Source organism: Microcoleus sp. Pol11C2, assembly GCF_036701505.1.
Taxonomy (GTDB): Bacteria; Cyanobacteriota; Cyanobacteriia; order Cyanobacteriales; family Microcoleaceae; genus Microcoleus.
Genome location: NZ_JAUBQX010000087.1, coordinates 1 through 14,899 on the forward strand (window position 1 = coordinate 1; position 14,899 = coordinate 14,899).

The 14,899-nt window shown below is 46.0% G+C and carries 8 protein-coding genes and 4 pseudogenes; 8 read left to right on the forward strand and 4 right to left on the reverse strand.

The features are described from left to right. Positions 1–327: 327 nt before the first annotated feature. Positions 328–792 (forward strand): annotated as a pseudogene (locus tag QUA42_RS26620) (ISKra4 family transposase); the annotation flags it as partial. Positions 793–807: 15 nt separating this feature from the next. Here the strand turns inward: QUA42_RS26620 and QUA42_RS26625 are convergent. Continuing rightward, positions 808–1,073, reverse strand: a pseudogene (locus tag QUA42_RS26625) (transposase); the annotation flags it as partial. 346 nt (positions 1,074–1,419) lie between these two features. Here QUA42_RS26625 and QUA42_RS26630 point away from each other — a divergent pair. After that, positions 1,420–2,421, forward strand: a pseudogene (locus tag QUA42_RS26630) (transposase). Positions 2,422–2,703: 282 nt separating this feature from the next. On the opposite strand, the pseudogene QUA42_RS26635 reads toward QUA42_RS26630, so the two are convergent. After that, a pseudogene (locus QUA42_RS26635) lies at positions 2,704–3,830 on the reverse strand (IS4 family transposase). A 123-nt stretch (positions 3,831–3,953) separates the two neighbouring features. Between QUA42_RS26635 and QUA42_RS27930 the strand changes: the two are divergent. Genes QUA42_RS27930 through QUA42_RS27940 form a run of 3 tightly spaced genes read left to right on the forward strand, consistent with a single transcriptional unit; the run spans position 3,954 to position 4,799 of the window. Continuing rightward, entirely contained in the window at positions 3,954–4,112 is a 159-nt protein-coding gene (locus QUA42_RS27930; protein ID WP_445301376.1) for an IS630 transposase-related protein, read from the forward strand. A 19-nt stretch (positions 4,113–4,131) separates the two neighbouring features. Next, positions 4,132–4,314 carry an IS630 transposase-related protein gene (locus QUA42_RS27935; protein ID WP_445301377.1) on the forward strand — a complete coding sequence of 61 codons (183 nt, stop codon included), beginning with the start codon at positions 4,132–4,134 and terminating at the stop codon, positions 4,312–4,314. 35 nt (positions 4,315–4,349) lie between these two features. Then, positions 4,350–4,799: a transposase gene (locus QUA42_RS27940; protein WP_445301378.1), complete on the forward strand. Its 450-nt coding sequence runs from the start codon at positions 4,350–4,352 to the stop codon at positions 4,797–4,799. A gap of 197 nt (positions 4,800–4,996) precedes the next feature. On the opposite strand, the gene arsM is transcribed toward QUA42_RS27940, so the two are convergent. Continuing rightward, positions 4,997–5,965 carry an arsenosugar biosynthesis arsenite methyltransferase ArsM gene (gene arsM / locus QUA42_RS26645; RefSeq protein WP_333141565.1) on the reverse strand — a complete coding sequence of 323 codons (969 nt, stop codon included), beginning with the start codon at positions 5,963–5,965 and terminating at the stop codon, positions 4,997–4,999. An 85-nt stretch (positions 5,966–6,050) separates the two neighbouring features. After that, positions 6,051–7,679 carry a hypothetical protein gene (locus QUA42_RS26650; protein ID WP_333141568.1) on the reverse strand — a complete coding sequence of 543 codons (1,629 nt, stop codon included), beginning with the start codon at positions 7,677–7,679 and terminating at the stop codon, positions 6,051–6,053. 643 nt (positions 7,680–8,322) lie between these two features. Here QUA42_RS26650 and psaA point away from each other — a divergent pair. The 3 genes from psaA to QUA42_RS26665 all read left to right on the forward strand — a co-directional run bounded on the left by psaA (position 8,323) and on the right by QUA42_RS26665 (position 13,970). Beyond that, the gene (gene psaA, locus QUA42_RS26655) at positions 8,323–10,617 is read left to right on the forward strand and encodes a photosystem I core protein PsaA (protein ID WP_333064855.1); all 2,295 of its coding nucleotides are present in this window, start codon (positions 8,323–8,325) and stop codon (positions 10,615–10,617) included. Between the two features lie 110 nt (positions 10,618–10,727). Then, positions 10,728–12,956: a photosystem I core protein PsaB gene (gene psaB, locus QUA42_RS26660; RefSeq protein ID WP_333064854.1), complete on the forward strand. Its 2,229-nt coding sequence runs from the start codon at positions 10,728–10,730 to the stop codon at positions 12,954–12,956. 258 nt (positions 12,957–13,214) lie between these two features. Beyond that, a complete protein-coding gene (locus QUA42_RS26665; RefSeq protein ID WP_333141570.1) occupies positions 13,215–13,970 on the forward strand; it encodes a class I SAM-dependent methyltransferase in 756 nt (251 codons plus the stop codon). Positions 13,971–14,899 lie beyond the last annotated feature (929 nt).

A 14,899-nucleotide genomic window follows, 5' to 3' on the forward strand; every position in this document is an offset into this window, starting at 1 on the left:
TTAAACTACGACTCATAAACGCACCATACAAGCTATCTCTCTATTATATGCAACTTCACATAAAATTGGTATTAGCCCACATTCCGCAGGTAGCACGATAGTCCGGGAATTTTTTCAATTGAGATGGCACCGCAGCTCAATAGAGAAGATAATATTTACGGCAAGGAGCGCCAAAGAATTGGATAATCCACAATCGTTCTTGCGTCAGATTGGTAATGTGCTTGACACCATTAATTGTGGGTGAATCTCTGTTTTGCAAATCCCTGAAAAAATAGCTAAAATGAAAAAGCTAGTAAAACCGTAAAAAAAAAAGATGAGGCAAAGAAAATGACACCCGAAGATAAACAGCAGCTAAAAGCATACTTAAAAGGGGCAGCAGAAATTCTTTACAGAAATACAGAGCCAACGGAACTCTCAAGTTTTGAAAGTATCGAAAAATCTCTACATCAGAAAATGTTAGAAGAAGTAGGGCCCGAACTAGCTACCTTTTTTTTTTCAACAGGATCAGGAATTAAAACCGGAAGACGCCGCACCGTAAAATCATTAGTCAGGTTGCTGAATATTACAGACAATCAGGCGGAATATTTCGGGTTAAAGCCTTATAGTCAACTCACTCCAATGATGGAAAAGTGTGCTCTGATTATCAGTGCCAACGAGTCTTATCAAAAAGTAAAAAAAAATTTAGAAACATTCACAGGAATCCGAGTCGCTCATAGTACATTGCAAAGAATGGTAAAGATCCCAGCTTTTGAATTACCTACATCTAAACAAGGAGTTCAAGAAATCACATTATAGCGTTTACTATAGTCATAAGGTACAGTAGCAACAATGAGCAAACCAGTTATGAATATCTTTTTTAGTAACTTGTAGCATAGCATCTGTAATTTCATCAATTAAGTCTAAATAATTTCTGGCTTTAAGTTTTCTTAACAGAGATTTCACTTTTGAACAAAAATTTTCTATCGGGAAAAGTCGGGAGAGTCAGGAGATAAATAAATTAACTTTGCTCCTGCCTGTTAGATAAATTCTTTCACCATTTCTCCGCAGTAAATTTTAGCATTATCCATAACCAACAGTCCGGACAGTTTTTTACGATGGTAGTGGCGAGGAAAGCTATCCAGGGCTTAAAGTACAGTCAGATTCAAAAAAGGACTGCGCCATGGATAGCCTACAGAATATTCTAACGGACGCACTGACCACAGTGAGTCATTTCACAAACCGCAACGAACCTTTCTCCTGGCATTCTTGACGAGCCTATTCGTCGTCTGTGGTCGAGCCAACTACACCAATTTAAGCCGCTATAGTCCCCTGTCAGAGCGAACGTTTCGTCGAAATCTAAACAGAGGAATTGGGTTTAAATCGGTGAATAGTCATTTGATTCAAACCCACGGTTCTCGGGAAGGAGTTCAAATCCTAGTGGTGGATGCGACGTTTCATGAAAAAAGTGGTCGTCATACACCCAATCAGGATCGGTTCTACAACGGCAAGAGTGGTCAAGTCGAGACGGGATTGGAGTGGTCGGTGGTGGCAGTGGTCGATGTAGAGCAGAATACAGCCTATGCGTTATCGGCTCAGCAGACGGAAGCGGGCCTGTCCGACCGAGATGAAAGCAGCCGACGAAATAGAGCATCAAGTCTGTGGGAATCGAGTCGATTTCTATTTAGGCCATCTAGCCTATTGTCAGACCTATGTACCCAAACGAGTTGAATATGTGGTTGCTGATAGCTTCTACAGCAAACGGAAATGGGTGGATGGGGTCGTGAACCTGGGGTGGAATGCCATTGGAAAACTGCGACAAGACGCGAATTTAAAATATCTGTATCAAGGGCCACGTCGGTCTGGTCCTGGTCGTCAGAAAACCTATGACGGCAAGGTTGCCCCCTTGGAGCGACAATTAAAATATTTCACGTTAACTGAGACCTTAGACGATGGGACAGAGCTGTGGACTGCCGTGGTCTGGTCGGTTTCTCTTGACCGCCGGATTCGTGTAGTTTGCAAGCGTGCGACTCGTTGAGGGGAAAGAGCGATATTCTGTTGTTTTCCACCGATGTTAATCTGAGCGCCAGCGATATCTTGGCTTATTATCGCGCTCGATTTCAGATTGAGTTTATCTTTCGTGATGCCAGACAATATACCGGAATGGTCGATAGCCAATCTCGCAATCTGGATGCCCTGGATGCCCAGGTCAATGGTAGTTTGACAGCCCTAAATTTAGCCAAAGTCACCTTGAGACAAGAGGCTACCGTCACAGCTCAACCGACACCAGAGGTTATTTCATTTTCTATAGCGTCGTTCAAACGAAAAGCTTTAAATGAGCACTTACTAGAACTATTTATCGCCATGTTTGATTTGGACCCGACTTTGATTAAATTAAATTCAAACTACCAAAAGCTTCTAGAATACGGCTCTCTCAAAGCTTGAGCGACCGAAAATCTGTCCGGACTGTTGCTTATATCAGGCTCGGGTAATTACTTATAATACAATACGATTCAGTTAAGGGCTATGCAGTGCTTAAAACAATAAATACAGGAGGATTCATTATGATTCCAGTACCTCTGTGTTTAACTTGTTTAGATAGAAATTTTGAAACAGGTTGTTTGACAATTCTTGGGTTGTTTCTCTGAACTCTTTCCGGTATAATTTGATCGATAACTTCCCCAGTTAACCAACTCAAAAAAATGGAAGTTCTTGTGGTTATAACCGCTAAAATTTGGGGAGCGCACGACGAACAACTCGTAATGTTCCAGTAAAAGAAAGACGCAAGGGTGAAATGCTTGCGTTGCTTGCTGCTTGAAAAATTAATGACCGTACAGCTCTTCGGTCCTAGTAGTAAACCATAAATTTATGGTACCACCTCCTTTGGTCTTTGATAAGGAATATGAGTTTCTCGTCCTAATAAATGTACTGTCAGTTCATCAATCGTATTCTCCACTTCCCAACGTTGATGATCTTCACGGGCAAGTAAGTGCGCTGGAAATTTTTCTGCTGACAATAAGCTCGTAATTAAACGAGATCTAATTTGTGCTTCTGGGCGTTCTGGAGCCTCAATCATGTATTCAATTACTCTTACCTGTATGGGCTGAAATCCTTTTTTTCTTAATTTGCCGGATGGATAAATCCAACTCACATATGAACCATCATCTAATTGCGCTGCGTTTAAGAATTTAACGTTGCATGGAATTCGCCCCAAATACTCACAACCTTTACTGACTGTAGCTTCTACCATCGCATAAGAATGTAAACCTCTATCCCACATTAATAGCATTCCTGGCGTTACTGAGCGTAACAACTTTAACCCTCTTACTCTTTCTCCCATTTTATATGGACACATTAAGGCGTCAAATATTAAATGTGTTCCCGCCTCTAATAAAATAACTAATCTAGCTTTCGGAAACGCTGCTTTTGTACCTGGACGACTTCCCGGACGACCCAAAACCCGGGCATTTTCAGCACCCAGAGGGGAGATATAAGCAGGTTCCATCTATCACTACGACCCTGAGTTCGCTAATAAAAGCTCCTACTGTTTCAACTGTAGCCATTGGTCGCACTAAGGAATGAAACAACTGTCTCATCACGCCCGCTCCTAATCTTTGTCTGGCTTGAGTAATTGCCTATTTAGAGGAAAACCGCCAATATTTACCAATTTTCACCCATGCTTCATTAAGATCATCAATTAAATTTTTTAAGACATCCCGCATTGAATCTTTTGACCACAGACTCATTGCTATTACCAGACACACTACCAGTTGTGCTGGCAGGGCACGATGACGTTTCTCTTCAACCTTTGTTTTAGTAATCGCCGGTTCGATTGCACTTGCAGGAATCGCCATTTCTATTGCTTTGAATATCTCCCTACTTGGGATTTTGGGAGATACTATAGTCATTTCAAATAAATGTGAGACAAATGCAAGATGATGTAAAATCAAGAAAAATTGTTAACTCGGAGCCGAAAGATGGCATACAGTCTAGATTTAAGAAAAAGAGTAGTGGATTATGTGGAAAATGGAGGGGGTATAACCAAAGCCGCCGCCCTGTTTAAAGTAGGAAGAGCAACAATATACAGATGGCTAGGGAGGGAAGACCCTCGAGCCACTCTCGGTAGAACACCGTGAGCGAAAGATAGACTGGGAAATGCTCAGAAAAGATGTAGAAGAAAATCCCGAAGCAAGATTAATAGAAAGAGCAAGGAAATTCGGGGTGAGAGCGAGTGCCATATGCTATGCCTTAAAGAAAATGAAAATTACGAGAAAAAAAAAGAATTTCGTTATAGAGAAAGGAATAGAGAAGAAAGAATACAATACTACCAAACACTGAGAAATTTAATTAAGCTTCAGCGGAGTAAAATCTTTGTGTTTATTGATGAGTCAGGGTTTGAAGAGTTTCAGGCTTGTGTTTATGCGTGGTCAAAAAAAGGGATAAAAGTATATGGGGATAGACAAGGAAAACGCGGAAAAAGAGAAAATTTAGTAGCAGGAAGAAGAAAAGGAAACAAGGACTTGATTGCACCTATGGTCTTTACAGTCCGCTTTAATGCAGAAAGTTTTGAAGGGTGGTTAGCTTTATATTTATTGCCATCTTTAACAATACCATCAATATTAATCATGGATAATGCACCGATTCATCGTAAGACAGCAATTAGGCTCCTGGTGGAGGAAGCAGGCTATCAGATACTTTTTTTACCAAAATACTCTCCTGACTTAAATGATATTGAGCATGATTTTAGTGCATTAAAGAGAGCTAAAATGTATGCGTCTCCTGGCACATCTCTTGATGAAGTTATTCGTGCTTATTGTGCATGAAGAGTGTCTCATACTTATTTAAAATGACTATAACTAATTATCCGAACCTGATATTATTTAACACATCGAAAATACTCATACAATAACTCCTCTGAATAATTTTTATGAGTTACAGTTCCGAGATAACTATCAGTAGAAAGAGTTGAAAGAGGCAGCTATCTCTGCGGTGAACGCTACCTCCCTATTCCGAAATAAATCTAACAGCAACCGCCGCCGTGATAATGCCACGTCGAATCAGTAATTAACACTTTATCGGGCATCAATCCCCCCAACTTCCCAGCAGTTTTATCGCACACCGCCGCCGGAACTCCAAGCTGCAAAACGTGACCTGCCCCGTCATCAAAGAGCTCTTCAGACCCCGTATAAATCGCCGTCTTGCCAGTGAAAATGCAAGCTCCGTCATCCGGTACCTCCACTTTAAAAGACACCGAATCCAGGCTTTCTAACAGCAAATCCGCCTCCAATTGATAATTGTGTTTGTCCAGCAATCGGTAAGGACGGCGCGCCCGCACTTCGACTTGCCCAAAACCAACGTCTACAAGGTGTTGAACGTATTCTGCGTATGTCAAAGCGCCGGACAAACACAGGGCACGTAAGCGTTGGTCTTCCTTCAAATGCTGCGGAATGGGGCGAGTTGCGATCGGATCGCTCATCAACAATCTGCCACCCGGTTTTAACACCCGATAAGTCTCTTTTAATGCTTTAGCTAAATCCGCTGGTTCAAAGATATTAAACAAGCAGTTTTGAGCGACAACATCTACAGAAGCATCCGGCACTGGCAACGCAAAAGCATCGCCTTCACGAATTTCTACAAAACTCGCATCAAACCAATCATTTTCTTGGGCCGCAATTTGCAAGTTTCGTGCAGCCGCATCTCGCATTGCTGGAACCGGATCGACGGCAATAACGGCTCCTTTGTGTCTAGAAAAATATGCAAATTGTAGTGCTTCCAAGCCGCCGCCGACGCCGACATAAAGCACGAAGGGATTGCCGACAAGTTCGGCGGCGTGAACGGTTGTGCCGCAGCCGTAATTCATTTCTTGCATTTGTTCGGGAATTTTTAATCCTGGCAATTGCAAGGGACTGCTTTGGACGCAGCAAAGTCCGATTTGGGGTGTTTCGGCAACATCGCTGTAGAATTTGGCTGCTGTTTCGAGGTAGGTCATTTTTTAGTGTCCTAATTTTTTATTTTTGACCGCCAATTTAGGCAGATTTACGCGGATCAACGCAGATGAATGCAGAAAGTTTTCGTTAGGTGGCAAATTCGACTTTTTGTTCGGATTTAGGCTGATTTTCGGGTTCGGAAACGGTTGTTTCGGGAGGGGCTAATTCGCTGTTTGGCTGGCTAGGAGTCTCAGCGGCAACAGGTGGCATTGGCGGTACAAGATTGGGAGACGGTTCTGGTATCGCGGGAGCGACTACTTTTGGTACTGGAGCTTTTTGTGTTATTTCTGGCAGGGTTGGTGGCTCTGAAGGATTAGTAGGTTGCGGTTCTTGACGCAAGAAGTTGCGGAACCGATTGTAGTATCCTTTATATTCCTGTTTCTTTGGTTGGCTAGATGCTGTTGGTGTCGGTTCTATTACTTGAACTGGAGCAACAACTTTGAGGGTTTCTAACTGTGGAGTTGCTGTCGGCGTCGGTTGTATTACTTGAACTGGAGCAACAACTTTGGGGGTTTCTACCTGTGGAGTTGCTGTCGGTGTCGGTTGTATTACTTGAACTGGAGCAACAACTTTCGGCACTTCGAGTTGGGGGGTTGCTGTCGGTGTTGGTTCTATTACTTGAATGGGAGCAACTTCGGGAGCGACTGTTGGCTCTAAGCTGGGTTCGGTAACAGGGGTTTCTGGAACCGCAGGTGAGGGTGGGACAACTGGTGTTTTTTCTAATGCAGGTGTCGGTGTCGGTTCCGGGGTTGGGTTTGGTGTCGGTTCGGGGGCTTGGTAGGTGCGATCGACTATAGCGCGAGTTTCTGATGTTGTTAGTTCGCCCCGCACTAATTTTGAAAGAGCGTCTTGGCCGAGCGGTTGGTAATTTATCAGTCTGGCTGTATTATTAAAGGCGTTTTTGACGATATTTCCGCGTTCGTCAATTAATTCTAGCTGTACCCAGTTTTTCCCTGATTTGAATCCTTTAAGATATATAGGTTGCCACTGGTCGATCGCAAAGCTTTCGCCGTTGACTGTGGCTCGAATTTTCCAATCGAGTATTTCATCTTGGGAATTTTCTTGCGCCACTTCGTGGGGAGGGGCATTTGTCAAGTAAAAGTCGAGCAGGATGGGTTCTTCGCCGTAGCTGCCTTGGGGGCTGTTGTACGTTAATAGGGGCAATGTTCGATCGGGATTATTGTCGTCTGTTTTGGTAAAAACGTGAAAGGTGGTTTGAGCAGCGGCACCTTCGTTTTTAAAGCTTTCTTCCCAAGGGCGAGCGGCGAACACCTGCATGGTATGGGTTCCGGGTTCTAAGTCGGAGAGCGTTAAAGGTTGGTTGATGTCGTAAACTGCTGCATAAGGTTGGTTGTCTAATAAAACTTGCAGATGGGGGCCCAAACCCAAGTTTGCATCTTTGAAAATGGGCAAGTCCTTCACTTGGAACTGAACAGACACATTTATATCCTGAAGCACTTCGTCAGGTTTTGGATTCAAAATACTAATTTGAGGCTGGTAGATTTCTAGCGCCTGACGCAGTTGTTGAATGGCTTCTGGGGGAGAAACCTCTGAGATTCTGTTTACTGGGGCGGTAGCTGAGCCGCTCTTGTTCCCTGGTTTGGGCAATTCGGGATGGCCCGCGCCACAACTTGCTAAACCCAAAATTAATACTGCTACTGCGAACAATGCCAGCAGCCTGCCTGCAACCGTTCTGTGCCAATTGATCCCAATCACGCAACCATACTCCTAGAAGCCTTCTCATAGGGAACTATAGCCCAAAAATGAATTTAGTATTAGGGAATTGCACCTCATGAATTCCAAAGGCTCCTAGGAGGCAGGATTGAGGCAGCAGCGGGCAACCCATCCTTTCCGACTCTTAATTCCCGCAGGCTTTTTTCCAAACATATATCTACAAATGAGTATTCCTAAATTACTTTATCTTTGAGTTTTGTAAAGTTAATGGCAGTACCCCTTGACTTTTTTGAGGGACTGTGGGATTTAAAGGCGTTATTACATCAAGAATTGAGCCTTTTTTAAGTATTGTTAACAAGCGATTAATACTCCTCTAGCAAGCTTATAATTCATAAAACTCCCTCAAAAGGAGCAGCCGTATCAAGTCTGAATCAAGGATGCGATCGGCGGCTCATCTGGAGAGAAGAGTTGGCAGTACCCAGTCACATTGTTAGCGACACTGGGAAACTGGCTTCTTCACAGAAGCAAAATGCTTGGGGAGACGATGCACCTGCGTCTAACTCTGCAAAGAGTAAAGTGTAGTGCAGTGTCGGCTTTTTCGAGAATCCCCCGCCTCATCAAGCGCGGGGAGTGTCCGGTACAGTGTTCAGTTCTCGTTCCTTGTCTTACCGAGAGGAGAGTCTTCATGACCATTAGTCCTCCAGAGCGAGAGGTAAAAGCTAGGGTAGTAGTCGATAAGAATCCGGTTCCAACTTCCTTCGAGAAGTGGTCAAAACCAGGTCATTTCGATCGCACTCTAGCTAAGGGGCCAAAAACCACCACTTGGATTTGGAACCTCCACGCTAACGCTCACGACTTTGACAGTCATACAAGTGACTTAGAAGACGTTTCGCGCAAAATCTTTAGCGCTCACTTCGGCCACTTGGCAGTAATCTTCGTGTGGATCAGTGGCGCATATTTCCACGGCGCTAAATTTTCCAATTACGAAGCTTGGCTGACAAATCCTACAGCCATCAAGCCCAGCGCTCAAGTGGTCTGGCCGATTTTTGGTCAAGAAATTTTAAATGCAGATGTAGGCGGTGGCTTTCACGGAATTCAGATCACCTCTGGTCTATTCCAGTGGTGGCGCGCCAACGGCATCACTAACTCATACCAGCTATATTGCACTGCGATCGGCGCCCTGGTAATGGCAGCTTTGATGCTATTTGCCGGTTGGTTCCACTATCACGTCCGCGCTCCGAAACTGGAATGGTTCCAGAACGTGGAATCGATGATGAACCACCACTTGGCTGTGTTGTTGGGCTGCGGCTGCTTGGGCTACGCGGGACAGCAAATTCACGTGTCGCTGCCAATCAACGCTTGCATGGACGCGATCGATGCAGGTTCACCGCTGACAGTCGGCGGCAAGCTGATCAAAACAGTTGCCGACATCCCCCTGCCGCACGAGTGGATTTTGACACCGGGCTTGATGGCTGACATCTACCCGAGTTTCGCTAAAGGTTTAACCCCCTTCTTCACCCTCAACTGGGGCGCATACACAGACTTCCTGACCTTCAAAGGCGGTCTGAACCCCACCACAGGCGGTTTGTGGCTGACTGATACAACACACCACCACTTAGCTTTGGCAGTGCTGTTCATCGTCGCTGGTCATATGTACCGGACGAACTGGGGCATCGGCCACAGCATGAAAGAAATCCTAGAGAACCACAAAGGCCCCTTCACTGGTGAAGGTCACAAAGGTCTCTACGAAATCCTGACTAATTCTTGGCACGCGCAACTCTCGATTAACTTGGCACTGATGGGCTCTCTGAGCATCATTGTTGCCCACCACATGTATGCGATGCCTCCGTATCCGTACATCGCGACCGACTACCCGACTCAGCTATCCCTGTTCACCCACCACATGTGGATTGGCGGATTCCTGATTGTTGGAGCAGCCGCTCACGGAGCAATCTTCATGGTTCGGGATTACGAACCCGCTGGAAATGTCAACAACTTGTTGGATCGCGTGATCCGGCATCGGGATGCGATCATTTCCCACCTGAACTGGGTTTGTATATTCTTGGGCTTCCACAGCTTCGGTCTGTACGTTCACAACGACACGATGCGGGCTTTCGGTCGTCCTCAAGATTTGTTCTCGGATACCGGGATTCAGTTGCGTCCGATATTTGCCCAGTGGGTGCAAAACATCCACGCTTTGGCTCCGGGCACAACAGCGCCTAATGCTACGGAAATCGTTAGCCACGCTTTTGGGGGCGGTGCAGTAGTCGTCGCCGGCAAAGTAGCGATGATGCCGATCGAGTTGGGTACGGCGGATTTCATGATCCACCACATCCACGCTTTCACCATTCACGTTACAGTCCTGATTCTTTTGAAAGGCGTGTTGTTTGCACGCAGTTCTCGCTTGGTTCCTGACAAAGGCAACTTGGGCTTCCGGTTCCCTTGCGACGGCCCCGGCCGTGGCGGCACCTGCCAAGTTTCTGGTTGGGATCACGTGTTCCTAGGCTTGTTCTGGATGTATAACTGCATCTCGATCGTGATTTTCCACTTTAGCTGGAAAATGCAGTCGGACGTGTGGGGAACAGTATCGCCAGACGGCACAATTTCTCACATTACCGGTGGCAACTTCGCACAAAGTGCGATCACGATTAACGGCTGGCTGCGGGACTTCCTTTGGGCGCAAGCTTCTCAGGTAATTCAGTCCTATGGTTCGGCACTGTCGGCCTACGGTTTGATGTTCCTAGCTGGACACTTCGTCTTCGCCTTCAGCTTGATGTTCCTGTTCAGCGGCCGTGGCTACTGGCAAGAACTGATTGAGTCGATTGTTTGGGCTCACAACAAGCTCAAGGTAGCTCCGTCGATTCAGCCTCGTGCTCTGAGCATTATTCAGGGTCGGGCTGTGGGTGTAGCTCACTACCTCCTAGGAGGAATTGTCACTACGTGGGCATTTTTCCTAGCGCGAATCATTTCGGTAGGGTAAACTACCCCTAGGTTTTGGATTCTCGATTTGGGAGGAATCTCAAATCGAGAATCCAAACTCCGAACCGAATCCCTTCAATTTTGTTCAGGATTCAGGATTAATCAAGGCTTATGGCAACGAAATTTCCAAAATTTAGCCAAGACCTTGCCCAAGACCCGACCACACGGCGGATCTGGTACGGGATTGCCACAGCACACGACTTTGAAAGCCACGATGGCATGACCGAAGAAAATCTTTACCAAAAGATTTTTGCTTCTCACTTCGGCCACCTAGCAATCATTTTCTTGTGGACTTCGGGCAGCCTGTTCCACGTAGCATGGCAAGGTAACTTTGAACAGTGGATTAAAGACCCTCTAAACGTCCGCCCGATCGCTCACGCGATTTGGGACCCGCAATTCGGCGCTCCTGCTGTAGAAGCTTTCACTCAAGGGGGCGCTTCTAACCCGGTGGATATCTCTTACTCTGGTGTCTACCATTGGTGGTTCACCCAAGGGATTCGGACAAACGCCGACCTGTATCAAGGAGCTATCTTCTTGTTACTACTGGCGGCTGTCTTCCTGTTCGCAGGTTGGTTGCACCTCCAGCCCAAGTACCGCCCCAGCTTGTCTTGGTTCAAAAATGCTGAATCTCGCCTCAACCACCACTTGGCTGGTTTGTTCGGTGTCAGCTCTTTGGCTTGGACTGGTCACATGGTTCACGTTGCTATCCCCGAATCTCGCGGACAGCACGTAGGTTGGGACAACTTCTTGTCTACCCCGCCTCACCCGGCCGGTTTGGCTCCGTTCTTCACTGGTAACTGGGGCGTATACGCCGAGAATCCAGATGCAGCGAACCATGTCTTCGGTACTTCCGAAGGCGCTGGAACCGCAATTCTGACTTTCTTGGGTGGCTTCCACCCTCAAACAGAATCCCTGTGGCTGACAGACATCGCTCACCACCACTTGGCGATCGCAGTTCTGTTTATCGTTGCCGGTCATATGTACCGGACTAACTTCGGTATCGGTCACAGCATCAAAGAGATGTTGGATTCTAAGGCTGGTTTGGTCGGCGGCAAGAGTGAAGGGCAGTTCAACTTGCCTCACCAAGGCTTGTATGAAACCTACAACAACTCGCTGCACTTCCAACTGGCATTTCACCTCGCTGCTTTGGGCGTAATTACCTCCCTGGTAGCACAGCATATGTACGCGATGCCCCCCTACGCTTTTATAGGTAAGGACTTCACGACTCAGGCTGCGCTTTACACCCACCACCAGTACATTGCTGGATTCATCATGGTCGGCGCTTTCGCCCACGGAGCTATCTTCTTGGTGCGGGACTACGATCCTGAAGCAAACAAAGGCAACGTACTCGATCGCGTGTTGCAGCACAAAGAAGCGATTATCTCTCACTTGAGCTGGGTGTCGCTGTTCTTGGGCTTCCACACTCTCGGCTTGTACGTTCACAATGACGTTGTAGTCGCTTTCGGAACTCCTGAAAAGCAAATCTTGATTGAACCAGTGTTCGCACAGTTCATCCAAGCTGCTCACGGAAAAGCTCTCTACGGCATGGACGTGCTGTTGTCTAACCCTGACAGCATTGCTTCTACCGCTTGGCCAAACTACGGCAACGTATGGCTCCCAGGCTGGTTGGATGCGATTAACAGCGGTACTAATTCTCTGTTCTTGGCAATCGGACCTGGCGATTTCTTGGTTCACCACGCGATCGCACTAGGCTTGCACACCACCACCTTGATCTTGGTCAAGGGCGCTCTGGATGCACGCGGTTCTAAGCTGATGCCGGACAAAAAAGACTTCGGTTATGCTTTCCCTTGCGACGGCCCCGGCCGTGGCGGTACTTGCGACATCTCTGCTTGGGACGCCATGTACCTGTCTGTATTCTGGATGTTGAACACCCTAGCTTGGGTAACGTTCTACTGGCACTGGAAGCACCTCGGTATCTGGCAAGGTAACGTGGCTCAGTTCAATGAGTCTTCTACCTACCTGATGGGCTGGTTCCGCGATTACCTCTGGCTGTATTCTTCTCAGTTGATCAACGGTTACAACCCGTATGGTACTAACAACTTGTCAGTCTGGGCTTGGATGTTCTTATTCGGACACCTTGTTTGGGCAACTGGTTTCATGTTCCTGATCTCTTGGAGAGGTTACTGGCAAGAGTTGATCGAGACTTTGGTTTGGGCTCACGAGCGCACTCCTTTGGCTAACTTGGTTCGCTGGAAAGACAAGCCTGTTGCTTTGTCGATCGTCCAAGGTCGTTTGGTTGGCTTAGTTCACTTTACTGTGGGCAACGTCCTCACTTACGCGGCCTTTGTAATTGCCTCGACAGCCGGGAAATTCGGGTAATTCTGAACTCTGGTTTCTAGGTAATTAAATGAAATCCCCTGCCTTCTGGCGGGGGATTTTTTTGTATAGCAGAAGGAAGTTCGGCAACAGATTGTGTAACGGATGTAACAGATGGGATAAGATCGATGGGTCGAAGCAAAATGCAGTTCGATTAATGTTCACCGACGGGACAATGCGAAGCGGTTGGCTGAGTCTGTCAAGCAGGAATAAAAGTGCGATCGCAACTAAATTTGTGAGTTAGTCTGCTGGAACGAAGTCATGGCACAGTGGTATAAGGAAGACCTCGCATATATTCATGATGTTGGGCATAGCGATTATGCTCTCAAATCTGCCCCTGGTATATTGAATATCTTGGCCCAAAACAAGCTACAAGAAGGTTTAGTCGTGGACTTGGGTTGTGGCAGCGGATTATCAGCACTAGAATTCAGAAAGGCTGGTTATCGTGTTCTGGGAGTTGATATTTCTGAGTCTTTGATTGCCATTGCCCGAAACAGAGTGCCAGATGGCGAGTTTCGAGTTGAGTCGCTGTTTAAAACTGATATCCCACCGTGTAATGCTGTCACCTCGATCGGCGAATGTCTGAATTATCTGTTTGATGCCGACAACGATCGCGAAAATTTGGTGCAATTTTTCCGTCGCATTTATCACGCCTTAACCGAGGGCGGTGTTTTCATCTTTGACATTGCAGAACCCGGACAGATTGTAGCAGGAAACACAACCAAAGGATTCACGGAAGGAAAAGATTGGATTGTTCTGGTTGAGAAGGAAGAAAATCAAGAGAATGAAACCTTAATTCGCCGCATCATTACTCTTCGTAAAGTAGGGGAAATCTACAGGCGAGATGAGGAAATACACAGTTTGCGGTTGTACAAGGCAAAAGATATTGTTGAAGCACTCGATCACGTAGGTTTTCAAGTTCAAATCCTACGTAGTTATGGTGAGTACAACTTGCCAAAATCTCATGCAGCATTCATTGCACGTAAACCCATTTTAGAGGGCAACTCGATCGCATAAGTGACTTGAGGGTCGATCGGCTTTTTCACTCTACCAAAAGCCCGATCGCCCTTATCCCTCAAATCTCCCCATTCACCTGCATCTGATGCACCCTATCAGCCAATTATTGCAAGCGTTTTTCGTCCAACTCATCAATCGCCAGCATCCCGACAGAGATAATTTCTTTCAGCCTTAGTCAGGTTGGTAGCGCCTTTTTCTGCACAAGTTTCTTAATTATGGGGCTGACTGCAATGGGGACACTGGCTCTGGTCACAAAACTAACCGGAGATTAACAACTTCGATTAAATCGTAGCACTTTTAACCTGAGCTTTTAGCTGCGATGCAACTTGTTTAACCGCATTTTGACAATACCCAACACGATGTGAAGTCAATCAATCAGCAAATGCTGACTTATCTAAGAAATATTACAAAATCTACCGTAGGATAATTTGATCCTAAAGTTATCAAATGATGTGAAGATTGATCGCTCTTTACCCTCGCCTTTTTACGATCGCACAGAGCGAAAGACTAAGTTTAGTTGAGATTAGACTTAGGCTTCCTGCTTCTTAAGCCTATGTATCTGTAAATCACTTAGTGCTGAAGATTCAATTAACCATATTACCATCACAATTGGAAATTTTTCAATGAAACTTAGTAAATCTTTGGCAATGTTGTTGACATTAATTTGTATCACAGTCATAGTTGTGACTACTTTCAGATTAAGCCCTAGTTTCGCTCGTTCTACGCCGGCGATGTCAGCACAAGAATCAGCAGAAAAAGTAACTACAGATCTGATTGCACAAGGTTCTTTAGGAAGCTCTCTCTACACTAGGCTAGGAGGCTACAACGCGATCGCAAAGGTCATTGAGGATTCCTGGGGGGGTGACAAAAAGGTCTAGGAGATAGACCGAATAAGGGTTGCAGCCCCCATACCTTGTTGATAAAAGCGA

What these genes read in the sequence shown, in the direction of transcription:
- QUA42_RS27930 (WP_445301376.1), top strand. Translation starts at nt 3,954, where the DNA reads ATGGCATACAGTCTAGATTTAAGAAAAAGAGTAGTGGATTATGTGGAA.
- QUA42_RS27935 (WP_445301377.1), top strand. Translation starts at nt 4,132, where the DNA reads ATGCTCAGAAAAGATGTAGAAGAAAATCCCGAAGCAAGATTAATAGAA.
- arsM (WP_333141565.1), bottom strand. Translation starts at nt 5,965, where the DNA reads ATGACCTACCTCGAAACAGCAGCCAAATTCTACAGCGATGTTGCCGAA.
- psaA (WP_333064855.1), top strand. Translation starts at nt 8,323, where the DNA reads ATGACCATTAGTCCTCCAGAGCGAGAGGTAAAAGCTAGGGTAGTAGTC.
- psaB (WP_333064854.1), top strand. Translation starts at nt 10,728, where the DNA reads ATGGCAACGAAATTTCCAAAATTTAGCCAAGACCTTGCCCAAGACCCG.
- QUA42_RS26665 (WP_333141570.1), top strand. Translation starts at nt 13,215, where the DNA reads ATGGCACAGTGGTATAAGGAAGACCTCGCATATATTCATGATGTTGGG.